The organism is Shimia isoporae, from assembly GCF_004346865.1.
Lineage (GTDB): Bacteria > Pseudomonadota > Alphaproteobacteria > Rhodobacterales > Rhodobacteraceae > Shimia > Shimia isoporae.
Genome location: NZ_SMGR01000001.1, coordinates 765,404 through 789,269, shown reverse-complemented (window position 1 = coordinate 789,269; position 23,866 = coordinate 765,404). Strand labels below are relative to the sequence as shown.

Below are 23,866 nucleotides of genomic sequence, written 5' to 3'. Positions count from 1 at the left end.
CAGGCATCCCTGCCGCAGCACTTTGTTGAGGGATGCCCGAAATGACTCGTATCGACGCCAAATTCGCCGAATTGAACGCCGCAGGCAAAAAGGCTTTTGTAGCCTATGTGATGGCGGGTGATCCCGACTACGACACCTCGTTGGAAATTGTTAAAGGATTGCCCGGCGCGGGCGTTGACGTCATCGAACTCGGATTGCCGTTTACGGATCCGATGGCGGACGGACCGACCATTCAACTTGCCGGCCAACGTGCGCTGGATGGCGGCATGACCCTGCAACGCACGCTCGATCTGGCAACCGAATTCCGCAAAGAAGACGACACGACACCCATTGTGTTGATGGGCTATTACAATCCGATTTTCTCGCGCGGCGTTGACCGGTTTCTGGACGATGCCAAAGCGGCCGGCATCGATGGTTTGATCGTTGTGGACCTACCACCGGAAGAAGACGAGGAACTCTGCATTCCGGCGCAGGCAGCTGGATTGAATTTCATTCGCCTTGCGACGCCGACAACCGACGACAAACGCCTGCCCAAGGTACTGCAGAACACATCGGGTTTCGTGTATTATGTGTCCATTACCGGCATCACCGGCGCGGCAGAAGCACAGGCCACCGACGTTGGTCCAGAGGTGGCCCGCATCAAGGCGGCCACCGATCTGCCGGTGATCGTGGGTTTTGGCATCAACACGCCTGCTAAATCACAAGCGATCGCCTCAGTGGCTGACGGCGCTGTGGTTGGGTCTGCCATCGTTAGCCAAATCGGAGCCGGCAAGCCGGTCGACGAAGTGCTTGCCTTTGTGAAATCACTGGCTGACGGCGCGCATTCCGCCTAGATCTCGGGTTCCTCCTCCCGATTGGCGCAACACGCGCCGCCGCAGCGCAGTCTGGCCGAGTGTGCGCGCACGCCAATTCCGCATGTCCAGCTTACGGACAATTGGCGCCGCTCTCTTGACGCTTAAACCCGACCTCAGGGTTCCGCTCCCCGACTGCGCTTGTCCTCCAGAGCTTTGACCATAGCTTCGACGAGTACCGACCGGCTGACAGGCTTTGCCACATGTCCGGTCATACCCTGAGACAGGTAGTCCGCGACCTGATGCACCATCGCATTAGCGGACACCGCGATGATAGGGATGGCCTCCTTCATGTTAGCCTTTTCCACCTCTCTGATGACCCGCGTCGCCTCAAGCCCGTCCATCACAGGCATATTGATATCCATGAGAACCATTTCGAATTGGCCTTCGGTCCAGGCTTCCACCGCTTTCTTCCCATCGGGAACGATAGTCAGATCGACCCTGGTCTTTTTGAGCATGGCCCGCAGCACAAGCTGATTGGTTTTGTTGTCTTCCGCGGCCAGAACCTTCAACCCCTCCAGCGACACAGCAGCTCTGTCAGAGTTTTTAAGCGGGCTGGCCGGCGTGCGGTCATGCAGCGGTACGACCTGCATTCTGGCGCGGAAGACTGCGCCCTGCCCTGCTTCGCTTTTGACGCTGATGGTGCCCCCCATGAGTTCACAAATCCGCCGTGAGATCGCCAAACCCAGCCCTGTACCTCCGTGCAGGCGGGTCACCGAGGCGTTCGCCTGATTGAAACGTTGAAACAGGCGAGTCTGCTGTGATCGCGGAATGCCCGGACCGCTGTCACTGACCACAATTTCCAGCCATGCTTTGTCGCCAGTTCCGCGGCTGAGGGACATACGGAGAGACACGTGACCGCTGTCGGTAAACTTGATCGCGTTTGACAGTAGATTACCGGCCACCTGCTGTAGACGGGTCGGATCGGTTTCGGCCATGACCTGTGCCGAAGGATCAATTTCCACGTCAAATCGCAACCCTTTGTCCGCAGCACGTTTGGCGTGTTGCTGGTGCAAGACCCGTGCCAACTCGGGCAGAGAATAAGGAATTGTCTCGAGATCAAATTTCCCCGCCTCTATTTTGGAGATATCCAGCACGTCGTTGATGATTGAGAGAAGCAAACGTCCACTGTCACCCAGCACGCTCACGAGACGGCTTTGCTCGACAGTCAGCCCGCTGTCATCGAGCGCCTGAGCCATGCCGAGAATGCCGTTGAGCGGCGTCCGGATTTCATGGCTCATAGACGCCAGAAAGACGGACTTCGCCTCGTTCGCAGATTCCGCCGCGACCCGAGCGGTTTCCAATTCGGCCGTGCGTTCATGCACCGCGGTTTCCAGTGTTTCCGCGAGCTTGGTCAGTCGCTGGTTGGCTTCGTAAAGCTCTCGGCTTTTGCCTTCCAGCAGTCGCTCGGCCTCCTCGCGGCCCTTCCTTTCACGCAAATATCGCCGGCGCGACACCATTTCGGCACCTGATCCGACCTTGTCCCCGAGATACATCAGGCGACCTTCTGGACAAGGAATTCCGCGCTGTGGGTGCTGTCAGAAGACTTGTCCACCATATCGACCGTGTAGGTATGACCAAAATGATCCATACAACTTTCCAGCATGCCTCGACAAAAATGCTGTAGCGGGCGCTCGGAGGAATAGACCATTCTCAATTGCCCCTCTGCCGGACGATCCGTTGCGAACGTCGGCAATTCCACTTCGGGATATAGCTTACGTACCTCGACGTGCACCTCGTTCTCAATGGAGTCGAGCATGTCAAAACCATCGGTCTTATTGGCAAAGAACGCCGGGTAGTTCTCGACAAAGCGGCCAAACATCCAATGCCCGAACTGCACCTGGAGGGCATCCACGGGTGCATCCAGATGCGTTCCGAAAGCACCAACCAAACGCAGCAATTCGCTGCAAGGGTAGTTTCCAACAGTGCTGAAGGCCCCGTCGGTTTCCAGATCAATGGTATCGAGGATGTCATCAACGGCCTCTTCGCCCATGACGGATTCGGCCATGCGGATCAACTCCACAAACACAACGCCCTTCATCAGGACCTCCAACAAAAAACTCACTAAACTAAGGGCAGATTACGTCAGAGACGTTAACGGACCCCTAATAAGCGCTATTGGGATTGCACCGACTCCCTCATATTGGTAAGGAACCTTGACCAATATGAGGGAGTTTGGACCAATATGCCGGTAATCACCTGTATCGATGACCTGAAACGCATCTACGAAAGGCGCGTGCCCAGGATGTTTTTCGACTATGCCGAATCCGGCAGCTGGACCGAGCAGACTTTCCGCGAAAACACGTCCAACTTCGAAGACATCTATCTGCGCCAGCGCGTTGCTGTGGACATGTCGGGCCGATCCACTGCCAGTCAGATGATCGGTCAGGATGTCGCCATGCCTGTCGCACTCGCACCAGTGGGCCTGACCGGCATGCAATGTGCAGATGGAGAGATCAAAGCTGCGCGGGCCGCGGAGAAATTCGGGGTTCCGTTCACCTTGTCGACAATGTCAATCAACTCAATTGAAGACGTTGCCGAAGCCACCACAAAACCGTTCTGGTTCCAGCTGTACACCATGCGGGACACTGATTACGTCAGCCGTCTGATCCAACGTGCCAAAGACGCCAACTGTTCGGCACTGGTGATAACGCTCGACCTACAAATTCTGGGGCAGCGGCACAAAGACCTGAAAAACGGTCTGTCCGCTCCGCCCAAACTCACGCCGTCCACGATCGCAAACCTGATGACCAAGTGGTCATGGGGGATCGAAATGCTCGGCGCCAAGCGTCGCAACTTTGGTAACATCGTCGGTCATGTCGACGGCATCTCGGATGCGAAGGACCTCGGTGCATGGACCAAGGAAAGTTTCGACCCAACTTTGGATTGGGACAAGGTGGCCAAGCTCAAGGAAGAATGGGGGGGCAAGGTAATCCTCAAAGGCATTCTGGATGCCGAGGACGCCAAGATGGCTCTCAAAGTTGGCGCTGACGCAATCGTTGTGTCCAACCACGGCGGTCGCCAACTTGATGGCGCTCTGTCATCCATCCGCGCCCTGCCCTCGATTATGGAGGCGGTGGGCGATCAGGTTGAAGTCCATCTGGACAGCGGCATCCGCTCTGGTCAGGACGTGTTGAAGGCGCTGGCGCTGGGGGCGAAAGGTACCTATATCGGACGCGCATTCGTGTATGGCCTCGGGGCCATGGGACAGAAAGGCGTTGAAGAGGCCTTGCGGGTCATCCACACCGAACTCGACCTCTCTATGGCGCTCTGCGGCCGCCGTCGCATAGACGAACTGGACCGCGATATCCTGCTGGTACCGGAGGGTTTTGAAGGTCGCTGGCAGGCCTGATTTGCGGCGATAGGCGGGTTCGCGCGAAAAATCCAACAGAGCGGCGCGAATCCCCTTTGCTTTCTAGGGAAACCCCGCTATACGCGCGGCTTCACGCGAGGTTACAGCCTTGGAGGAACCTCGCACTAGTATATGGAGAATTCAAAATGGCTGGTCAAATTCCTGATCTTATCGCCGAAGCACGCACGGGGACAGGCAAGGGCGCCGCTCGTCAAGCACGTCGTGACGGCTTCGTACCTGGTGTTGTTTACGGTGGCGACGCCGAACCGCTCGCAATCCAGATCCCTTTCAACGTTCTGTTCAAGAAACTGAAAGAAGGTCGCTTCCTGTCGACCCTTTTCAACCTCAAAGTTGAAGGTCAGGAAGACGTGCGCGTGATCTGCCGCGGCGTACAGCGTGACGTGGTCAAAGACCTTCCGACCCACATCGACCTGCTGCGTCTGCGTCGTACTTCGAAAATCAACCTGTTCATCCATGTTGACTTTGAAAACGAAGAAGAAGCACCCGGCATCAAAAAGGGCGGCGTTCTGACCGTTGTGCGTCCGGAAGTCGAACTGAACGTGACCGCGGGCGAAATCCCCGAGCGTCTGGTTGTTGACCTGACCGGCAAAGAAGTTGGCGACACCATTACCATCTCGCAGATCGACTTGCCTGCAGGTGCCAAGCCGACAATCGACCGCGACTTCGTGATCGCAAACATCTCCGCTCCATCTGGTCTGCGTTCGTCCGAGAACGAAGAAGGTGAAGGCGAAGAGGCAGCCGCAGAAGAAGCAGCAGCCGAAGAATAAGACCCCGCCGCAAGGCGTGTGGCAGGCGCGGCGCTCCTCACGGGGCGCCGCGCTTTTTTATGGCTGAATGGCGCGCGGCAAACTAGGCTCGTTGCAGATGTATCGCGAGCTCTCAAATGCCCCTTCATTTTACACTCGACGAATTCCAGCAACGTCAGGACAAAGCCTGCGCAGCTCTTGCCAAGGCGGGTCTGGACGCCATTTTGCTTTTCGCACCGGAAAGCCACTACTGGCTCACGGGATACGACACCTTTGGATTTTCCATGTTTCAATGCATGGTTCTGACGGCAGATGGCCGCATCCATTTGTTGACCCGCGCCCCCGATCTGCGACAGGCGCGACACACGTCCGTTCTTTCTGACGATCAAATCCACATCTGGCCGGAATACGAAGGGGCCACCCCCGAAAACGATCTCGCCACTTTGCTCAGCGACCTGAATCTGAACGGTGCACGGATCGGATGGGAGACACAGACCGCGGGCCTCACAATGTGGAACGGTCAAAAAGTACAGTCAGCAGTCTCCGGCCTGATCGAAGCTTCTGACGTGATCCGCTCTTGCCGTCGGGTGAAATCAGCGGCGGAAATCGCCATGCACCGAAAGGCTGCGACGTTGTCAGACGACGCGCTGGACGCGGCGGTCAAAAGCACCCGTGCAGGCGCGTTTGAAGGGGACATCCTGAGCGCTATGCAGGGTGCGGTATTTGAGGGCGGCGGTGACTATGCTGGCAACGAGTTTATCATCGGCTCCGGCTCTGGTGCGCTCCTCTGCCGCTCTTACTCCGGCCGCCGCAATCTCGATCCGCAAGACCAGTTGACACTTGAATGGTCAGGCACGTTCGCCCGCTACCACGCCGCGATGATGCGCACGTTGGTCGTTGGCGAAATCAGCGACACCCACAAACGTATGCATGCCGCCACTGTGGAAGCGTTACACGCCTGCGAAGAGGCCATCCGTCCGAACGCACCGATGGGAGATGTATTTTCGGCCCACGCCCGCGTGTTTGACGCCCACGGTCTTAACCACGCGCGTCTGCAGGCCTGCGGCTATGGCATGGGAGCAGTCTACAATCCGATCTGGGTGGATTTCCCAATGTTTTATGAGGGGAACCCGCTTCTGATGGAACCCAATCAGGTGTTTTTCCTGCATATGATCCTGATGGACTCGGACACAGGGCACGCGATGTGCGTGGGACACTCTGTTCTCGTCACCGAGACGGGCGTTGAACGCTTGTCGCGCAGCCCGCTGGATTTGGTCCCCCTCTGATCCGTGTTTGCTGCAAATGCGCCTGGGGGAGCCGAGCCAGGCCCTAGAAAGAGTCTGGTGGGCAGTTTCATCTTTGAAAGGTCAGTATCCGGCAGGTTCGCACGGGCGAAGCCCCTACCCTTTCTTCACCTTGCCAACCCGCATGAACCCCAATGTCCGCCCAGAACTGGTCGACGGGTCATAGGTCAGCCCCGAGCGGCTCATGCAATCCACGATCTTCTTGATCACTTTGCGTGGGTATTTGGATTGGTGCAGCTCAAGCACCACGTGGCGCACGCATTTCGGCCACTTCTCGTCAAACAGGAACTGCTCGCCCCCTTCGATGTCCATCATCACAAACTGAGGCTGATGGATCGCAAGCAGGTGCCCAATTGGCAGTGCCGGCACCTCGACCATGTCGTCCGGCGAAGCCCCCTCCTCAACAAGCCCGCCTCCCCAAAACAGAGCTCCGGCGCGAAATTTCACTGTCTCGGATGAATGGGAGTCGCCAACCACCGCACCGTGCACAAGGTTCACTCCCTTCTGCCCATTGCGGTCCAGATTGGCGCGGATCGGGTCAAGCATTTTCGGATTGGCCTCGACGCTCATGACGTTTTCGGCGCCGGCGGTCTGTGCGCAAATTGAGCTTACATACCCAAGCCCTGCACCGATCTCCAACACGCGCCAGCCTTTCTTGATCCGCTTTAGCGCGGCCTCGCTCTCCTTGTTTTCGTAGTCGCCTGAGGCCAGCTTGGCTTCTATGCGGGTGTCTTTCAGCCAGTCGGGAATACCAACCTCAATGCCTTTGAGCGTGTAAACCGTCATACCCCAACTGCCTGTTGCCTCTTGTCATTTCATTGAGTCCTAGGGGCTCGGCGGCTATAGAGCAACCGTGAGCAGCACAGGTGAGCAGTCATGAAACTCTTTGTCGGCCTTGGCAATCCAGGCAACAAATATGCGGGCAACCGCCACAACATCGGCTTTATGGCTGTGGATCGCATTGCCAAGGATCACGGATTTGCTCCCTGGAAAGGCAAATTTCAGGGGGCTCTGACAGAAGGTCGCCTTGGAACCGAAAAAGTACTGCTGCTAAAACCCGAGACGTTTATGAACCTGTCGGGCCAGTCGGTGGGTGAAGCCATGCGGTTTTACAAGCTGGAGGCCGAAGACGTTGTGGTTTTTCATGACGAGTTGGATCTCGCGCCGGGCAAGCTCAAATACAAGAAGGGCGGTGGACATGCGGGGCACAACGGATTGCGGTCAATGCACCAGCACATCGGCGAAACCTATGGCCGCGTGCGCATGGGCATCGGTCATCCGGGGCGCAAAGATCTGGTGAGCCACTACGTGCTCCACGACTTCCACAAAATGGATCAGGAGTGGCTGGAGGACATGCTGCGTGGCATTTCGGATGGCGCAAAACATCTTGCGGAGGGCGATACTGCCAAGTTTTCCAACGCGGTTGCCCTGCGGCTGAACCCGCCGAGGTCCTCGACTTCCAAACCAAAACCCGACGCGCAACAGCAAAAACAGCCGAAAGCCAAACCAACGCCAAAGCCCGCCCCCAAACCGGAACCGATAGAAGACACCCGTAGCCCTCTACAGCGGCTCATGGACAAGTTTTCATGAACGCAGCCCTTCGCGCTGCCTTTCTGGAACAGGCGGGCCATTGCGAGGGTCTGGACAGCCGTTTTATGGGCCGGTTGCTGCGTTTGTTGGGCGACCACTGGCCTGAGGACACCGAGCTTGGACAGAAAAGCGCGGAGTTTACTGGCGACATCGGGCCTTCGGGGCACAGTCTGCCTTTGCGAATTGCCGGCGGGCTGCACGCCCTTGTGCTTTTGGGCAAAGATCCGAGACTTGCTGGCGCTTACCCCCCACACACTTGCTCAGATGACGAACTCGTCAACGCAATCGTGCAGGCGATAAAAGACAACGACGGGTTTCTGTGTGACTGGATCGGGAATGCCCCGCAAACCAACGAGGTCCGTCGGTCTGCGGTTCTGATCGGCGCAGCGCAACTGCTTGCTGATCGTTTCGGCCTGCCCTTTCGGCTATCCGAGCTTGGCGCCTCTGCCGGGCTCAATTTGATGTTTGACCGGTTTCGGATGAATGTCGGGAGCGGCTACGGTCCTGACAGCACCGTGTCACTTTCGCCGGAGTGGAAAGGCCCCCTGCCGCCGCTTGCAGACATTTGCGTTGCGGAGCGGCGTGGCGTCGATTTGAACCCGCTGGATGTCCGCGACGATGCAGATGCGCTGCGACTGCAGGCCTACCTTTGGGCGGACCAGAAGGAGCGCATCGCGCGCACCCGCGCCGCAATCGCACTTCAGGACGCACCTCTGGACAAGGGGGATGCAATTGACTGGCTTGCAACCCGTTTGGCGGCACCTGCTGAAGGACACATTCACCTGATCTACCATACAGTGGCATGGCAGTATTTTCCGGCTGATGTCCAAGAACGTGGCACAAGACTGATTACGTCTGCCGGGTCACGGGCGACCGAAAGCGCACCGCTGGCATGGCTATCCTATGAGGCCGACAATCAAGCGCCCGGAGCAGCGTTGACCCTACGCATCTGGCCGCAGAACACGACGCTTTCGCTGGGAAGGGCCGATTTTCACGGCCGCTGGGTCGATTGGCATGCACCTGCGACTTTGCGCTGATCACCGCTCTGACCCAAGGTAAGACTTGCGGAGATCGACCGTCAGGTGATCAAGTTCCCCCGATATGAGAGGAGACATTCATGCGCACGTTTGGCAAGTGGCTTGGCCGCATTCTTTTGATGTTTATCTTGGCTGCCGCTGTGGTCGGGTTTGTAAAACGCGAAGAACTGATGCGCCTGATGGCGGTCAATTCCCTGTTTGCCGAGGACAAGATCGTCCACAACTTTTCCCATATGAACGGCGCGTTTTTAAGTCGTGAAGTGGCCCGCGGAGACGGGCCGGTGATCAATCTGCCAAGTGGGCCGGAGGCGGAGCTGCCTGCACGCACAAGTCAGTGGGTTGAAGACAGAAATGTGACGGCACTTGTTGTCCTAAAAGACGGTGCGCTGGTGCATGAAAGCTACCATCTCGGCACGCAAGACACCGATCAACGTATCAGCTGGTCAGTGGCCAAATCCTATCTTTCTGCGCTCATGGGAATTCTTGTTTCCGAGGGCCACATCGAAAGCATCGACGATCCCGTCACCAAATATGCGCCCTTGTTGACGGGCACTGCCTATGACGGAGCAACCGTCAAAAACGTTTTGCAGATGTCATCTGGCGTCACGTTCAACGAGGACTATCTGGATTATGACAGTGACATCAACCGCATGGGGCGAGTTGTGGCCCTTGGCGGCACATTGGACGGCTTTGCGGCAAGCCTGAACGAAACCTTTGCGCCTCCCGGCAAGCAGTTTCAGTACGTGTCTATAGATACCCATGTACTCGGCATGGTGATCCGCGGCGCAACTGGCAGGGATGTTGCCTCGCTCCTGTCTGAGAAAATTGTCTCCAAGCTCGGCTACGAAGCTTCACCATATTACGTGACCGATGGGGAAGGAGTGGCATTTGTTTTGGGCGGGCTGAACATCCGCACGCGAGACTATGCAAAGTTTGGACAGATGTTCTTGCAAAACGGCATGGCAAATGGCGAGCAGATTGTGCCCGCAGATTGGGTGGCCGCGTCCACTGTTCCCAGCGCCAATACCGGCGAAGGCAAGCTGCACTACGGCTATCAATGGTGGATGCCCAAAGACCCTCGTGAGGGTGAGTTCTTTGGCATCGGCGTGTATGGACAATATATCTATATCGACCGCGCCGCAGGTGTTGTGATTGCTGTCAACTCCGCGGACCGCAAGTTCAAGGACAAGGGCGTGAACGACGACAACATTGCGCTGTTCCGCGAGATTGCCTCAGGGCTTCGGTAGCGTTGGAGAGTTCCGGTCAACAAAGAACTCGTAGATCGGATCGCATCACAATACTGTCGACAGGCTTTGCCAACGCGTTAAGCCGTGCCATGGTCGGCGTATGATTGAAAAAGACCCATCCGTGAATGTGCTGGGCGAGGCGCTCGTACCTTGCTCCCACGACCCTTTAACAGGCTACTTCCGTGACGGAGCGTGCAATACCTGCGCCGAAGACACCGGCAGTCACACTGTCTGTGCTGTCATGACGGCCGAGTTTCTCGCCTATTCAAAATACGTCGGCAACGACCTCTCTACGCCAAGACCGGAGTTCGGTTTTGCAGGCCTCAAACCCGGTGACCAGTGGTGTCTTTGTGCCGCTCGTTTTCTACAAGCCCATGACGAGGGCTGCGCACCAAAAGTCCATTTGGCCGGCACCCATCAGCGTGCCTTGGATATTGTCCCTATGCGGGTGCTTGAGCAACACCGCATCGACGCGCATCCGGGGTAACGCAAGTCGCCGCTTCGGGGTCACTTCCGATCTGCGGTCCCCTTTGCGAGGATCCTGTCGGAGCGCGTGCCCGACACATATCGCACCATGAAGGGACGGACAGGATGTGTAATTCAAACCGTTGGCAAAACGGTCATCGAAGTGCCGAACCCGTTCCACTCTGGCGTTCGACCACTATCCGGCCACCAAGTGACGATGCTACCGGCCGCCGATGTCACCGAAATCCGGCCCCTGCTGGGACCAGTGTGGCTGTCCCTGCGGAGGGCGCGGCCGCACCATATCCGTGACTCTTGCTCCGGTTTTCTTGTCGACGATAATCACAAACTGATTTTCGTCTGTGTACCCCATAACGCGGGTGTTTCCATTCAGGCGTTTGTCGATCTTGATTTGCTGTGCACCGTTGCGCGTCATTTGCGCGACCGCGTCGTCTACGGAGTCTTGGACCACATCAGCCGAGGCGGGCACGGCAAAAGCCAGACCAAGACATACAGCGGTCACAAAGCGGTTCAGACGCAACATGGCAAATCCTTTGAACATATACCCGAATTTGGGCTGCCTAAGGATGACCTTCAAGAGGGAAGTCCAGCGAGTTTTTCCCGCAAGCTCCGCCCCAAAAAAAGAGCGCCCAATCGGACGCCCTCATTTTCAAAGCTCGTTTAGAGATCACTCTACAGAACGGCCCTCGGTGTCTGACATGTCAAAGCCAAGATACCGTGCAACGGTTTGAACGTCCTTGTCCCCGCGACCGCACATGTTCATGACCAGCACGTGGTCTTTGGGCAGGCTGGGCGCAATTTTCATTACATGAGCCAGCGCGTGGCAGGGCTCAAGCGCGGGAATGATGCCTTCCTGTGCGCAGGAGAACTGGAACGCTTCAAGCGCTTCCTTGTCTGTAATCGACACATATTGGGCGCGTCCGGTGTCGTTGAGCCAGCTGTGTTCTGGTCCGATGCCCGGGTAATCCAGGCCGGCGGAAATCGAATAACCCTCGAGGATTTGCCCGTCGTCATCCTGCAAAAGATACGTGCGATTGCCATGAAGCACACCAGGGCGTCCCCCTGTAAGCGACGCACAGTGCTCCATTTTTTCGTCAACACCCTTGCCGCCTGCTTCGACGCCGATGATGTTGACGGACTTGTCGTCTAGGAACGGATAGAAAAGGCCCATGGCATTGGATCCACCACCAATGGCGGCGATCACGGTGTCGGGCAAACGGCCTTTGCCTTCATGCTCCTCCAACTGCCAACGCACTTCCTTACCAATAATCGACTGAAAATCACGAACCATCGCCGGATACGGGTGCGGACCGGCCACTGTGCCGATGCAATAGAAGGTATCGCGCACGTTGGTCACCCAATCGCGCAACGCGTCGTTCATCGCATCCTTGAGCGTGCCGCGACCAGAGGTAACCGGCACCACTTCGGCGCCCAAAAGACGCATCCGGAACACGTTTGGCGCCTGGCGTTGGACGTCATGCGCGCCCATGTATACCACGCATTTCAGACCGAATTTCGCACAGACCGTTGCTGTTGCAACACCGTGCTGGCCGGCGCCTGTCTCCGCAATGATGCGGGTTTTGCCCATGCGACGCGCCAAGATGATCTGACCAAGCACATTGTTTACCTTGTGCGCGCCGGTGTGGTTCAGCTCGTCACGTTTCAGATAGATTTTGGCACCGCCAAGGGTTTCGGTCATACGGGAAGCAAAATAGAGAGGGCTCGGGCGACCCACATAGTGCTTCCACAAATCATTCATTTCCGCCCAGAAGGTCGGATCGTCCTTGGCTTTTTCATACTCTGCCTCCAGATCGAGGATCAGGGGCATAAGGGTTTCGCTGACAAAGCGGCCGCCAAACTGGCCGAACCGGCCTTTCTCGTCTGGGCCATTCATAAAGCTGTTGAAAAGGTCGTTGGACATTGTGCCTCTCCCGCGGTGTTTCAATTCTTCTAGGGCTGGGAATCAGGATTGGAAAGAGCAATCTGCGTGATTACGCAGCATCACGCGGAACCTGAGCTCGCAGCGGCTCCGGCAAGGCCGTGTGCCATTCCGCCAAAGCGTCCGGAATGCGCGGTATTTCCTCGGCCCAGTAGACGTGAAAACGTGAGGTATCGGTCAATCTGCTGCCCATCTTCAACGCATGTCGATGTGCACCTGACGTCGCGAAACGCCGCATCGCAGCCGGTGACGTCCAGACTGTCAGGGAAAAGAAATGGTTTGCGTGCGGAAATACGTCTGCCCTCAGGTTTTCTTCCATCGCCCGCGCCTGCCGCAGCGACAGCGCCGTGAGAACGGTAAATTGCGGCATGTCCCACCAATGCAAGAGTTTCGCCGCACCTATCGCTACCAGAACCATTCGGAGATCTCCCATTTCAAGGAGATTACGGGAGGCAAGGAGGCACGGACCAATCGCCCGCTATTTGGGCGCCAACACCTTGCGCACCATCCACGGAAGAGAAGTAATCACCTTGGGGGCCACCCATTTTCGAAAGGCTGGCAGGGCATCTTCGGCAATTTTGCAAAAGACCTCGTCGTCTCGAACTTCGATCGCATCAGCGTGTGATTCATAGGCTTGGAATGGCTCACCCAACAAGCGTTCGGCCCACGCAATGTCATCCGAGTTTGCACGCAGATAAAGAGCCACCCGTTTCGTCGGGATGGCCAAAGGATGCCCGGGAAACTCGCGGGCCAGAATGCTGAGGTACCGGTTCCACTGCTGCCCAAGGACACCAGCCGGCTTTCTCAGATAATGATTGGTGACAGCAAGAGCTTCGGTCGACGGGCTTATGTTACTTCCCTTGTTCTCCGGCAGCGGTTTGGTGACGCCCACTACGGCGCCGAAATCCGCGACAACGCCACCCACACCGAAGGCACCTCGATGGAACGGTCGAACATGAACATTGTCTCGCCCGACCGCATCGATCCAATGTTCCAAGCGGGCGCGATACATTGCCTTCTCAGGCACCGGTCGAAACTCCGTCGGGGTCGTTTTCATCCGTTCGGCCAGCATGCTCGTCACAAAGGAAACAGGTTCCCGCAAGTAGACAACCACCTGCACGCGGTCAAAATGCGGACGACAAAAATCCAGCAGCGCCTCATGGCCACCTGCAAAGCCGGGCCGCGACATGGACTCACCCGAGATGACGATGTCTCGGCGATCCTGTTCCAGAAGTTGCTTGAAACGGTGCAAAAGCTTGGGGCGATTGCGCGCAAAGTCCCGATAGGGATAAGGCACTCGGGCATTGGAGAAAAACCGCTCCGGGTCCGTCTGGAACATTGTCAGTATCGGAAAGGAGTGGTTCGGGTGCGGCAACGCAAGATACCGCAGACCGTCATCGGAATACTTGTGGAATGCCGATTGGATCGCCGTGGTTCCGGTTTTGTGAGTGCCGATATGCAGCCACAGTGTGCGGGTCATTTTACGCTCCGCACCGCCTCCATGAAGGCGCGGATCATCTCTGGATCCTTGATGCCGGGAGCGCTTTCGACACCAGACGACAAATCCAGTTGCCGCGCTCCGGTCATGCGGATGGCTTCTGCCACATTGTCCACTGTCAATCCTCCCGCCAGCATCCAGGGTGTCGGCCAATATTTGCGGTTGACCAGACGCCAGTCAAACGACAGCCCGTTACCGCCCGGCAACGCGGCTCCTTTTGGCGCCTTAGCATCAACCAGCAGCTGGTCCGCGACTGCCCCGTATGTCTCGATCTGTGCAACGTCTGCTTCCTCGGCAATGCCGATTGCCTTCATCACAGGCAAACCGTAGCGAGACCGCACTTGGGCAACACGCTCCGGAGTTTCCTTGCCGTGCAGCTGCAACATGTCCAGAGGAACCGTGTCGACAAGCTGATCCAGAAAAGCGTCCTCTGCATTTACGGTGAGTGCAACCTTGGCCACGCCGACAGGCACGTCGACCGCAAGATCCCGTGCACGCGGGAGACTCACGTTGCGCGGCGACTTCTCAAAAAAGACAAAGCCCACATAAGCAGCGCCGGCATGAGCCGCAGCCGCAACGTGTTCAGGCTCTTTAAGCCCGCAGATCTTGACGCGAATATCCATGAGCTAGCCCTACAAGAGCGGCCCCCAAAAGCAAAGCCTCAGCTGGCTTCGTCCAGCAAGGCGAGAACCTCGTCTTTGTTCTCGGCCTGCTTCCCCTTGAGACGCCGAACCTCACGCTTGGTCTTGTGAAGCTCTTTTTCTGCCTTGCTCTTGTCCGCTCGATGGCGGTGTTCCCGCAGCCATTCCCAGACGAACCCCACCAGGAGGCCGACAACAATCGCGCCAAGGATCACCACAAACAGAGGCAGGCTGATTGAGAAATTCATCCCCAGCAGATCGCCGAGTGCGGCGGGCAAAAGGGTGAGGGTCACAAGGTCGCGGTTTGCAAGACAAACAGCAATAAGGACGACACCAAGGGCGCCCAGAAACGCATAACGCAGATAGCGCATTTTACTTCCCGTTCAGTCGGTCACGCAGCAACTTGCCCGTCTTGAAGAAGGGCACGTGTTTCTCTTCTACTTCTACCGACTCACCAGTGCGCGGATTACGGCCCGTACGGGCATCGCGCTTTTTGACCGAGAATGCACCAAAGCCCCGAAGCTCTACACGGTCGCCATCACTCATCGCATCCGTGATCTCGTCAAAGATCGTGTTCACGATGCGCTCAACGTCGCGCTGGTAAAGGTGGGGGTTTTCATCTGCAATTTTCTGAATCAGTTCCGAACGGATCATCGGCTATGTCTCCCTGAGGACGTGCAGGTCTTTGCGCATGCATCCTCCCGACTATAGGTAGAAACGCCCGAAACGGAAACGGAAAGGCAGGCCCAGAGGGGTGTTTTCCGCCTAAATCCGCCGATTTTGGCCTGTCTTGCGCAAAACAAATGCCCAATTTACCGATGGTGCCAGCTCGTCCTCCAGCGCCGCAGCGCAGAGAAGCTATTGATTCGCAACAAAAAGCCCAGGGCACTTTCGCTTGGCCTTCTAAGCGTCCAAGAGGCGCGTCCACACTTTTCAAAATACGTGCCCGATTTCTGGCTGACGTCTTTTGCGCAGATGTTAGGCTGTCTTCATGCTGTTTGAATTGCCCGACCACAACACACTCTATGAGGCCCTCCTGAAGCGCGATGACCGCTACGATGGTCAGGTCTTTGTCTGCGTGGCGACCACTGGCATCTTCTGCCGGCTGACGTGCCCAGCCCGCAAACCGAAACCGGAAAACTGTACTTTCTTTTCCACGATTGGGGAGTGCATTGAAGCTGGCTACAGGGCTTGCAAGCGGTGCCATCCCCTTCAGCCGGCGGCGCAGGCAGATCCGGCCATTTCGGCTTTGTTGAACGCCCTGGACAAACGTCCAGACATCAGATGGTCAGAAAGCCACATCACGCAAATGGGCTTTGACTTGTCTACCGTGCGGCGCAGCTTCAAACGACAGTTTGGCATCACGTTTCTCGAAATGGCTCGTCAACGTCGTCTGAGAGAAGGGTTTGAAACGCTGGCCGGCGGCGACTCCGTTATTTCCGCGCAACACGAGGCAGGATTTGACAGTCCTCAAGCCTTTCGTACGGCCTTTGCCAAACTGCTGGGCTGTCCGCCCTCCTCACTTCCATCGGGCGGATTTTTGCGAGCTGACTGGATCAGTACGACATTGGGCGACATGATCGCCGTCTCGTCCACAAGCCACCTGCATCTTCTGGAATTCACGGACCGAAAGGCCCTGCCGCGAGAACTGTCCCGTCTTCGCGCGCACGCAAAGGGAGATCTGGGACTGGGTCGTTTTGGACCCACGGATCAGATTGAAGCCGAACTGAGTGCGTTTTTCTCCGGTCGCAATGACACCTTTGCCACGCCGCTTGCCCTGCACGGCAGCGCATTCACAAAAGAGGTATGGCATGCCCTGCTGGCTATCCCGGCCGGGCACACACGAAGCTATTCACAAATCGCGCGAGAAATCGGCCGTCCGACAGCGACCCGCGCCGTTGCACGCGCCAATGGTGCAAACCAGATCGCCGTGGTGATACCGTGTCACCGCGTGTTGGGTGCTGACGGCGCGCTGACGGGATACGGCGGCGGCCTTTGGCGCAAACAGAAACTTCTCGAAATCGAACAGCAGTACCGCACATCATCCGAAAGGCTCCCAGCATGATCGACACACCATCCTCCGCTCAAAAGGCCGAAACCCTCAAGGCTTTGCATCTGCCCGGAACACCGGTTGTTCTCTATAATATTTGGGACGCGGGCAGCGCAGGCGCGGTCGCCAAAGCGGGCGCCAAAGCGCTGGCTACGGGAAGCTGGTCCGTGGCAGAAGCGCAAGGCTTTCGGGACGGTGAGTCTCTACCAATGGAGTTTCTGTTTTCAATTGTGGAACGGATCGTCGCAACCAACGACCTTCCTCTCACGGTGGATTTCGAAGGCGGTTACGCGATGGCTCCGGAAGAGGTCTCGCTCAATGTCGAACGGTTGATTTCGGCCGGTGCTGTGGGTCTCAACTTCGAGGACCGCGTCGTAAAAGGCAAAGGGCTACATGCGATCGACGAGCAAACCAGTCGTGTCAAAGCAGTGCGCGCAGCCGGTGATCAGACAGGTATTCCAATTGTCATAAACGCCCGCACCGACCTGTTCTTGCAATCCAAGCCCGAGGATCACGCCAGCCACATACCAGAGGCGCTGGAACGCGCAGCAGCCTATGCAGAGGCAGGCGGTGACAGCTTTTTCGTCCCAGGCCTTTCGGATCCGGACCTGATCCAGAAAGTCTGCACCGAAAGTCCCCTGCCGGTGAATGTCATGTTGCGAGACGTGACAGCACAAATCGCCCCGCTCGCGGCACTTGGCGTAGGTCGCATCAGCTTCGGCCCCACACCATATGCTGTGGCAATGAAAGCAATTACCGAACAGGCCAAGGCTTTTTACTGACCCTGCCGGGCGCGGATGTCCCGCGCCCTACTCCATCCAAGAAGGCTTGTCCTCGACATGTTCTTCAAATTGCACCTGCAAACCGAGATCGCCATCAAAAACGTTGGCTGACACCGGGAAACTGGCCTCTTCCGAAAGTACCTCGCCAAGGGATGTGCCGCAGATCTTGCAAAAACAGCGTTTATATTTGTACGGCTGCTGGGGGCGATAGACCGCTATCTGATCTTGTCCGGATACCCAGTTCAGACTCTCCTTCTTAATAAAGACCATTGCGCTGGCCCCCGCCTTTCGGCAGCGGGAACAGTAACACGCGCCCAGGGTGCTGGGCGCCTCCGTCAACTCGAACCGCACTACGCCGCAATTACAACTGGCTGAAATCATCCTGAAAACTCTTCAATTACCTATCAATACAAAAAGAACATACCATGAACAAATGGATTGAACAAAGAAAAACCCCGCCGTTTCCGGCGGGGTTCATTAGTGTCTCAGAAGATCGGGTTGATCTTATTCGTCGCCCGATTTCAGCGCTGCGCCGAGGATGTCGCCGAGCGATGCGCCGGAGTCCGAAGAACCATACTGTTCCACGGCTTCTTTCTCTTCTGCGATCTCGCGAGCTTTGATCGACAGACCCAGACGGCGGGTCTTGCTGTCGACGTTGGTGACGCGGACGTCGACCTTGTCGCCAACCGAGAAGCGCTCGGGGCGCTGCTCTGCGCGATCACGCGACAGATCGGAGCGGCGGATGAAGGACTTCATGCCTTCGTATTCCACTTCGATGCCACCATCTTCGATCGCGGTCACTTCTACGGTGATCACGGAGCCGCGCTTCACGCCGCCAACCGCTTCTGCGAACTTGTCGCCACCCAGTGCTTTGATCGAGAGGGAGATACGCTCTTTTTCAACATCCACTTCGGAGACAACGGCCGAAACCATGTCGCCTTTGCGGTAGTTCTGGATCGCATCTTCGCCACGCTCGTCCCAGGACAGGTCGGAGAGGTGAACCATGCCGTCGATCTCGCCCGGCAGGCCGATGAACAGACCGAATTCGGTGATGTTCTTGACTTCGCCTTCGACCTCGGTGCCTTCCGGATGGGTTTCCGCAAAGACTTCCCACGGGTTGCGCATGGTCTGCTTGAGGCCAAGGGAAACGCGGCGCTTGGAGCCGTCGATTTCCAGAACCATGACGTCCACTTCCTGAGAGGTGGAAACGATCTTGCCGGGGTGCACGTTTTTCTTGGTCCAGGACATTTCGGACACGTGAACCAGACCTTCAACACCCGGCTCCAGCTCAACAAATGCACCGTAGTCGGTGATGTTGGTCACGCGGCCTTTGTGCACGGACTCAAGCGGATACTTGGCTGCGACCAGATCCCACGGATCTTCCTGCAGCTGCTTCATGCCGAGGCTGATGCGGTGGGTTTCTTTGTTGATCTTGATGACCTGAACCTTGACGGTTTCGCCGATCGTCAGGATCTCGGACGGGTGGTTCACACGGCGCCATGCCATGTCGGTGACGTGCAGCAAGCCATCAACGCCGCCGAGGTCTACAAACGCACCGTATTCGGTGATGTTTTTGACCACACCGTCGACTGCCTGACCTTCGGACAGGTTGCCGATAACTTCGGCGCGCTGTTCGGCGCGGGACTCTTCGAGGATCGCACGACGCGAAACCACGATGTTGCCACGACGACGGTCCATCTTCAGGATCTGGAACGGCTGCTTCAGACCCATCAGCGGGCCAGCGTCGCGTACGGGGCGCACGTCAACTTGCGAGCCGGGCAGGAAGGCCACAGCGCCGCCGAGGTCGACAGTGAAGCCGCCTTTGACGCGGCCGAAGATCGCGCCTTCGACGCGTGCATCGTCTGCGTATGCTTTTTCCAGGCGGTCCCATGCTTCTTCGCGGCGCGCCATCTCGCGGGAGATCACGGCTTCGCCACGGGCGTTTTCAGCCGCGCGCAGGTACACTTCCACTTCGTCGCCGACAGCGATCTCGGGAGCTTCACCAGGATTTGCGAATTCTTTTACGTCAACGCGGCCTTCCATTTTGTAGCCTACGTCGATGATGGCCTGACCTGCTTCAACAGCGATGACAGTGCCTTTGACAACAGAACCCTCTTCGGGTGTGTCCATTTCGAAGCTTTCATTAAGGAGGGCTTCGAATTCCTCCATGGTGTTATCAGCCATGTGGCGTCATTTCCTTTTCAATCGTTTTATCTGGCCGAACGGTTGTCTCCGCCGGTCTTGGTTTCCATTGGTCTGGGCGCACCACATCGGACAAAAAAACACAAAAACAAAGAAGGGCCGGCTTGTGCTCGACCCTGCTCGTCCCGATGTATCTGGCGTTTGCGCCTTATAGACAGGGGGGCATATAGCGGTGTTTTGCCAAGGGAGCAAGGGGATTCGCGGGCTCGAATATTGAAGCTCGAAGCCAAAGCACAGCTTTGTCCGATTCGTAAGTCGCTCCCACCGACCAGCGCTTCGGCTCAGTCTATGAGAAACTTTGCGAACCTAAATCAACCTGCAAGCTTAACGCGCCAGTTTCACCCCGCGCCTACCTGAAGTCTGCGAACCAATGAAAATCCACTGATAGAGTGCGACGCCGTAAAAAAACGACCGCCCTTTGCAAATCGGTTGCCAAGACACCTTACGTGCATCGCACCTCTTAAAAAACTGGCATTTCGACGTCCGATTTGACGAAACCTTTCGGTTGGCCGAGCAACCTTTTTAAGCCACTCCCGCCGGAACAACCGCATTTTGCCCCCATCGTTTGGGGGACTGCCCGTAGGCGCGTTTGAACTCGCGGCTGAACTGGGAGGAACTCGCATAGCCGACGTCCATCGCGGCTTCTGTAACGCTGGTGCCTGCTGCGATTTTCATCGCTGCGGAATTCAGACGCATGGATTTCACAAACTGTATCGGAGACATGGTTGTCGCCTGCTTGAACTTTCGATGGAATACGGCGCGGCTCATGCCAACTTCTGACGCCAGATCGTCAATCGTGACGGTTTCGTCCAACCGCGTCGACAGAAACTCGATCGTGCGCGCGATTTCGTTGCCCACGCCAAAAGCCCGCCGGGCGCCGTCGCCTGCTTCGCCCTTGAGAACCGCGTAATACAGTTCACGCAACCGCCCTGCCCCGAGAACCGCTGCATCGTCGGGTTGTTCCACTAGTTGCACCAGCCGCAACAACGCGTCGGAAAATTCCGCATCCCAATGCGCCAGCGCCACGCCTTGCGGCACTGCGCCGCCCTTGGGCGTGCGCAACCCGCCCCCAGCGTTCTCCATCTCGATCGCTAGTTCGGTCATCACGCGGGTATCGAGCGAAATCGACACGCCCAACAGGGGTGCTTCTGGCGAGGCTTCCGGCGTACCGGCCTCGGCGGGCATAGACATCGAACAACACATATAGCGTTCGCTGTCATACACATGCCGCTCGCCATCCAGAACCGCTTCCTTGGCGCCACTCACAATCGCGACAACCGAAGGTTCATACACAGCCGGCACACAAGGCATCGGCGTGGCAACGCGAAACAGCTGCACACCGCTCACACCCGTCTCAAACAGACCTTCGTCACGGACAACGCGTTCGATGATGGATTTGATCTGGTCTTTACTCATGAGGCAGATTTAAGAGCCAACTGCCAGACAATCCAACCCCAACGATACAAACAGGCAAGAATGAGCGACGAAATTGCCCCTTTTTCACCCTATCACGCCAAGATAGGGCACTATTCGGGAGAGCGCATCGCTTTTCGGCTCAATCAGCCGTTAGAAAAGCGGCCGCCTCTGCCAGAGCCCGGTCTGCCTCTGGGGTAACGCTGCTGTACATCTGGTAGCAATGCATCAAACCGTCCGTTTCGCGCAAAACCACCTCCACGGACTGTTCTCGCAGAGCCGTCACCATGCGGGTAGAATGGTCATAAAGCCTCTCGGTCCGGTCGACCTGAAACAGCATCTTTGGCGCGCCCTCAAAGGTGCCATATAGAGGCGAAATCTCAGGATCCTTCGGATCTGCCGCCCCTACGTAAGCCGCATTTCCGCGCAAAACAAAGCCTTGCGGTAACAGCGCTTCAGAGCCGGCATTGGCATCAAAGGTCGTAGAACGCTTTGTCAAATCCGTAACCGGCGAGAAAACTGCCACGGCAGAGGGCTTTGCCGCCCCTTTCGCCAGTACCCGATGTGTAAGCGCCAAAGCCAAATTGCCTCCGGCACTGTCACCTGCGACTGAAACATATGCGTCGCCGTATTGCTCCTGCAGGTAATCAAGGGCCGCTTCTGCTTCGTCCAGAGCTGCGGGAAATGGACTCTCAGGCGCCTTGCTATAGTCCAGAAAATACACAGCACACAATCCGGCATTCGCGAGACCGGAAACCAAGCCTTTGTAGTCTCGCAGACCACCGATCACGAAAGCCCCGCCATGCAGGTAGAGTACAGCCTTCTGCGGGTTCGTCCCGTTTGGTGTCGCCCGAGTAAGCGTGGGTTGCCCATTGACCGGTTGAAAAGACACGTCCTTGTGCACTCTGTGCAGCGTCAATGCATTCAATGCCGCCACCGGCCGCAAGAGTTTCGGGCAGGCAAGCAGAGCCAACAAAGTTTTTTGCATCATGCGCGCGTGGAGATTCACGAAACGCTGTTTTCTGGATATTCCGGTCAACTGGCAGCACGTTTTGAGAAGGTTAAAATTTGGGGCATGCAACGGCGTGCCCTCGCCACCCTACCGAAGCGCAGGAATAACTGAAGTGGCACTTTGCTTAGTTTGCGCAAAGTCACGCACCCGAGTTTTAAAAGGGCGAGGCACAATCCTTGCGCAAAGTGGCAGCCTCGACCGCAGCCAGTCGCGCCAGAGCGGCCTCCGGATCACGTGCACCGCCGGCTTTCACCCAAATACCTCTTGCCGAGGCTGGGCTCCAAGGGAGCGCGGCCGTGCTGAGCCAGCGTCGCAATTCCGGAGGTAGTGCGTCATAAGCCTGCATCGCGTTGCCGGGGCGGCGACGACGACGCAGGCTGCTCTGGAGGTTCTTAGTCATCTTGGGTCTTCAGTAGAATTTAGATAGTTATGTTATTACATTACTAAATCGACCAAAGGCAAGCCACAAAACAAAAACAGCGGCACCTCGCGAGGCGCCGCTGCGGATTTTCGCCTGTGTCCCGGATCAGGAAACGGTTTTGACCATCTCGTCCTTGCTCTTGCGCACTTTCGGCATTGGCAAAAGCCAGTCAGCGCCTTCTTGACGATAGCCCAGCGGCAATAGTGTGACAGACTTCAAGCCGAGTTCATTCAGTCCCATGATCTCGTCAACTGCGGCAGCGTCAAACCCTTCCATCGGGCAAGTGTCGACACCCAACTCCGCAGCAGCAAGCATTGCAAAGCCAAGAGCAATATACGCCTGCCTTGCAGCGTGGTCGTGGTTCACGGTTTCTTCGCGCGGCAGATAGACCGCTTTCAGGTTCTCGTAATACTGGCTCAGCATCGGGTTCTCTCCGCGCAGCTCTTCCATGTGCGCGCGTACCGCATCGATGCGTTCCGCCGAATAGTTGTCCCAAGCAGCAAAGACCAAAAGGTGAGACCCTTCTGTGATCTGGCTTTGGTCCCAGCCAACTTTACGGATCTTTTCACGCATCTCGTCATTGGTGACGACAAAGACCTCGAACGGCTGGGTGCCGCTGGAAGTTGGTGCCATACGGACGGCTTCGAGGATGGCCTCGACATGCTCTTCGGAAACCGCCTTGGCCGGATCCATTTTCTTGGTGGCATAGCGCCAGTTCATCAGCTCTTTGAGTGTGCTCATTTCTGTCTTTCCTTGTACCGCCGACGCGCTCCCCATGAGTGCGTCAGGGGTGGTATATTTCTGTAACCGGCGATATATGAGGAACTGAATATCGGCACAAGAAGGCACATTCTGGTGCCCCGGTCACACGGAAGGAACCACCCCATGCCCAAAGACACCGCCAAAACGGGCAACTGTCCGGAATGTTCGCGTATCAACGAAGTGCTTGGTCGCGTCGGCGATCGTTGGTCCGTGTTGATCGTCATCTCGCTGGCGCAATACGGCACCCTGCGGTTCAACGAACTCAAACGTCATCTCGGCATCTCTCAACGCATGCTGTCGCTCACGTTGCGAGAGCTTGAGCGTGACGGGCTTGTGCATCGGGAATACCATCCGACCATTCCACCCAAAGTGGAATATTCACTGACCGAACTAGGACAATCGTTTCGAGAACCCGTTCAGGCCTTGGGATTGTGGGCGCTGAAAAACCTTCCGAATATCGACGCCGCACGCGAGACCTACGACATGGAAAATCCCGAGAAGGCGCCGGCCTGATC

27 protein-coding genes are annotated in these 23,866 nt (G+C 56.9%); 11 read left to right on the top strand and 16 right to left on the bottom strand.

What is annotated here, in order from left to right:
• Positions 1 to 41: 41 nt before the first annotated feature.
• Positions 42 to 833, top strand: a complete 792-nt coding sequence (trpA, locus tag BXY66_RS03925) for a tryptophan synthase subunit alpha (protein WP_132858866.1) — start codon at positions 42 to 44, stop codon at positions 831 to 833.
• A 134-nt stretch (positions 834 to 967) separates the two neighbouring features.
• On the opposite strand, the gene BXY66_RS03920 is transcribed toward trpA, so the two are convergent.
• Together BXY66_RS03920 and BXY66_RS03915 are read right to left on the bottom strand one after the other, a co-directional pair.
• Complete coding sequence (locus tag BXY66_RS03920) at positions 968 to 2,347, bottom strand: ATP-binding protein (protein ID WP_132858865.1); 1,380 nt, start codon at positions 2,345 to 2,347, stop codon at positions 968 to 970.
• A complete protein-coding gene (locus BXY66_RS03915; protein ID WP_132858864.1) occupies positions 2,347 to 2,892 on the bottom strand; it encodes a heme NO-binding domain-containing protein in 546 nt (181 codons plus the stop codon). The genes BXY66_RS03920 and BXY66_RS03915 overlap by 1 nt, the downstream gene beginning before the upstream one ends.
• A 144-nt stretch (positions 2,893 to 3,036) precedes the next feature.
• Between BXY66_RS03915 and BXY66_RS03910 the strand changes: the two genes are divergently transcribed.
• From BXY66_RS03910 to BXY66_RS03900, 3 genes are all read left to right on the top strand, one after another.
• Positions 3,037 to 4,203 (top strand): alpha-hydroxy acid oxidase, encoded by a 1,167-nt coding sequence (locus BXY66_RS03910; RefSeq protein ID WP_132858863.1) that lies wholly within the window; start codon positions 3,037 to 3,039, stop codon positions 4,201 to 4,203.
• Between the two features lie 146 nt (positions 4,204 to 4,349).
• Positions 4,350 to 4,991, top strand: coding sequence for a 50S ribosomal protein L25/general stress protein Ctc (locus BXY66_RS03905; RefSeq protein ID WP_132858862.1), 642 nt, complete (start codon positions 4,350 to 4,352; stop codon positions 4,989 to 4,991).
• Between the two features lie 116 nt (positions 4,992 to 5,107).
• Positions 5,108 to 6,256, top strand: a complete 1,149-nt coding sequence (locus tag BXY66_RS03900) for a M24 family metallopeptidase (RefSeq protein ID WP_132858861.1) — start codon at positions 5,108 to 5,110, stop codon at positions 6,254 to 6,256.
• A 114-nt stretch (positions 6,257 to 6,370) separates the two neighbouring features.
• Here the strand turns inward: BXY66_RS03900 and BXY66_RS03895 are convergent, their stop codons facing one another.
• A complete protein-coding gene (locus BXY66_RS03895) occupies positions 6,371 to 7,060 on the bottom strand; it encodes an FkbM family methyltransferase (RefSeq protein ID WP_132858860.1) in 690 nt (229 codons plus the stop codon).
• 90 nt (positions 7,061 to 7,150) lie between these two features.
• Here BXY66_RS03895 and pth point away from each other — a divergent pair, with 90 nt between their 5' ends.
• The 4 genes from pth to BXY66_RS03875 all read left to right on the top strand — a co-directional run bounded on the left by pth (position 7,151) and on the right by BXY66_RS03875 (position 10,635).
• Entirely contained in the window at positions 7,151 to 7,864 is a 714-nt protein-coding gene (gene pth, locus BXY66_RS03890; RefSeq protein ID WP_132858859.1) for an aminoacyl-tRNA hydrolase, read from the top strand.
• Entirely contained in the window at positions 7,861 to 8,901 is a 1,041-nt protein-coding gene (locus BXY66_RS03885; protein WP_132858858.1) for a DUF2332 domain-containing protein, read from the top strand. Before pth ends, BXY66_RS03885 begins: the two co-directional genes overlap by 4 nt.
• 80 nt (positions 8,902 to 8,981) lie before the next feature.
• Entirely contained in the window at positions 8,982 to 10,148 is a 1,167-nt protein-coding gene (locus BXY66_RS03880) for a serine hydrolase domain-containing protein (RefSeq protein WP_132858857.1), read from the top strand.
• A gap of 100 nt (positions 10,149 to 10,248) precedes the next feature.
• On the top strand, positions 10,249 to 10,635 hold the full coding sequence (locus tag BXY66_RS03875) for a DUF2237 family protein (protein WP_132858856.1): 387 nt from the start codon (positions 10,249 to 10,251) through the stop codon (positions 10,633 to 10,635).
• Between the two features lie 198 nt (positions 10,636 to 10,833).
• Here BXY66_RS03875 and BXY66_RS03870 read toward each other — a convergent pair whose 3' ends face one another.
• From BXY66_RS03870 to ihfB, 7 genes are all read right to left on the bottom strand, one after another.
• Positions 10,834 to 11,208, bottom strand: coding sequence for a hypothetical protein (locus BXY66_RS03870; protein ID WP_165929097.1), 375 nt, complete (start codon positions 11,206 to 11,208; stop codon positions 10,834 to 10,836).
• Between the two features lie 90 nt (positions 11,209 to 11,298).
• Positions 11,299 to 12,552: a tryptophan synthase subunit beta gene (trpB, locus tag BXY66_RS03865; protein WP_132858854.1), complete on the bottom strand. Its 1,254-nt coding sequence runs from the start codon at positions 12,550 to 12,552 to the stop codon at positions 11,299 to 11,301.
• A 70-nt stretch (positions 12,553 to 12,622) separates the two neighbouring features.
• On the bottom strand, positions 12,623 to 12,988 hold the full coding sequence (locus BXY66_RS03860; RefSeq protein WP_132858853.1) for a hypothetical protein: 366 nt from the start codon (positions 12,986 to 12,988) through the stop codon (positions 12,623 to 12,625).
• A 60-nt stretch (positions 12,989 to 13,048) separates the two neighbouring features.
• Entirely contained in the window at positions 13,049 to 14,050 is a 1,002-nt protein-coding gene (locus tag BXY66_RS03855) for an SIR2 family protein (protein WP_132858852.1), read from the bottom strand.
• Positions 14,047 to 14,691 (bottom strand): phosphoribosylanthranilate isomerase, encoded by a 645-nt coding sequence (locus BXY66_RS03850; protein WP_132858851.1) that lies wholly within the window; start codon positions 14,689 to 14,691, stop codon positions 14,047 to 14,049. The genes BXY66_RS03855 and BXY66_RS03850 overlap by 4 nt, the downstream gene beginning before the upstream one ends.
• A gap of 38 nt (positions 14,692 to 14,729) precedes the next feature.
• The gene (locus BXY66_RS03845; protein WP_132858850.1) at positions 14,730 to 15,080 is read right to left on the bottom strand and encodes a lipopolysaccharide assembly protein LapA domain-containing protein; all 351 of its coding nucleotides are present in this window, start codon (positions 15,078 to 15,080) and stop codon (positions 14,730 to 14,732) included.
• A 1-nt stretch (position 15,081) separates the two neighbouring features.
• Entirely contained in the window at positions 15,082 to 15,363 is a 282-nt protein-coding gene (gene ihfB, locus BXY66_RS03840) for an integration host factor subunit beta (RefSeq protein WP_132858849.1), read from the bottom strand.
• A gap of 337 nt (positions 15,364 to 15,700) precedes the next feature.
• Between ihfB and BXY66_RS03835 the strand changes: the two genes are divergently transcribed.
• Together BXY66_RS03835 and BXY66_RS03830 are read left to right on the top strand one after the other, a co-directional pair.
• The gene (locus tag BXY66_RS03835) at positions 15,701 to 16,774 is read left to right on the top strand and encodes a bifunctional transcriptional activator/DNA repair enzyme AdaA (RefSeq protein WP_132858848.1); all 1,074 of its coding nucleotides are present in this window, start codon (positions 15,701 to 15,703) and stop codon (positions 16,772 to 16,774) included.
• A complete protein-coding gene (locus tag BXY66_RS03830; RefSeq protein WP_132858847.1) occupies positions 16,771 to 17,541 on the top strand; it encodes an isocitrate lyase/PEP mutase family protein in 771 nt (256 codons plus the stop codon). Before BXY66_RS03835 ends, BXY66_RS03830 begins: the two co-directional genes overlap by 4 nt.
• Positions 17,542 to 17,568: 27 nt before the next feature.
• Here BXY66_RS03830 and BXY66_RS03825 read toward each other — a convergent pair whose 3' ends face one another.
• From BXY66_RS03825 to BXY66_RS03800, 6 genes are all read right to left on the bottom strand, one after another.
• Positions 17,569 to 17,922, bottom strand: a complete 354-nt coding sequence (locus BXY66_RS03825) for a GFA family protein (RefSeq protein ID WP_132858846.1) — start codon at positions 17,920 to 17,922, stop codon at positions 17,569 to 17,571.
• Positions 17,923 to 18,045: 123 nt separating this feature from the next.
• Complete coding sequence (gene rpsA / locus BXY66_RS03820; protein ID WP_132858845.1) at positions 18,046 to 19,725, bottom strand: 30S ribosomal protein S1; 1,680 nt, start codon at positions 19,723 to 19,725, stop codon at positions 18,046 to 18,048.
• 540 nt (positions 19,726 to 20,265) lie between these two features.
• Complete coding sequence (locus BXY66_RS03815; protein ID WP_132858844.1) at positions 20,266 to 21,159, bottom strand: AraC family transcriptional regulator; 894 nt, start codon at positions 21,157 to 21,159, stop codon at positions 20,266 to 20,268.
• Positions 21,160 to 21,298: 139 nt separating this feature from the next.
• Positions 21,299 to 22,147, bottom strand: coding sequence for an alpha/beta hydrolase fold domain-containing protein (locus BXY66_RS03810; RefSeq protein WP_132858843.1), 849 nt, complete (start codon positions 22,145 to 22,147; stop codon positions 21,299 to 21,301).
• A gap of 175 nt (positions 22,148 to 22,322) precedes the next feature.
• Positions 22,323 to 22,568, bottom strand: a complete 246-nt coding sequence (locus tag BXY66_RS03805) for a DUF6525 family protein (protein ID WP_132858842.1) — start codon at positions 22,566 to 22,568, stop codon at positions 22,323 to 22,325.
• Positions 22,569 to 22,694: 126 nt separating this feature from the next.
• On the bottom strand, positions 22,695 to 23,330 hold the full coding sequence (locus tag BXY66_RS03800) for a nitroreductase family protein (RefSeq protein WP_132858841.1): 636 nt from the start codon (positions 23,328 to 23,330) through the stop codon (positions 22,695 to 22,697).
• A 144-nt stretch (positions 23,331 to 23,474) separates the two neighbouring features.
• On the opposite strand from BXY66_RS03800, the gene BXY66_RS03795 reads away from it, so the two are divergent.
• Complete coding sequence (locus BXY66_RS03795) at positions 23,475 to 23,864, top strand: winged helix-turn-helix transcriptional regulator (protein WP_132858840.1); 390 nt, start codon at positions 23,475 to 23,477, stop codon at positions 23,862 to 23,864.
• Positions 23,865 to 23,866: the final 2 nt, after the last annotated feature.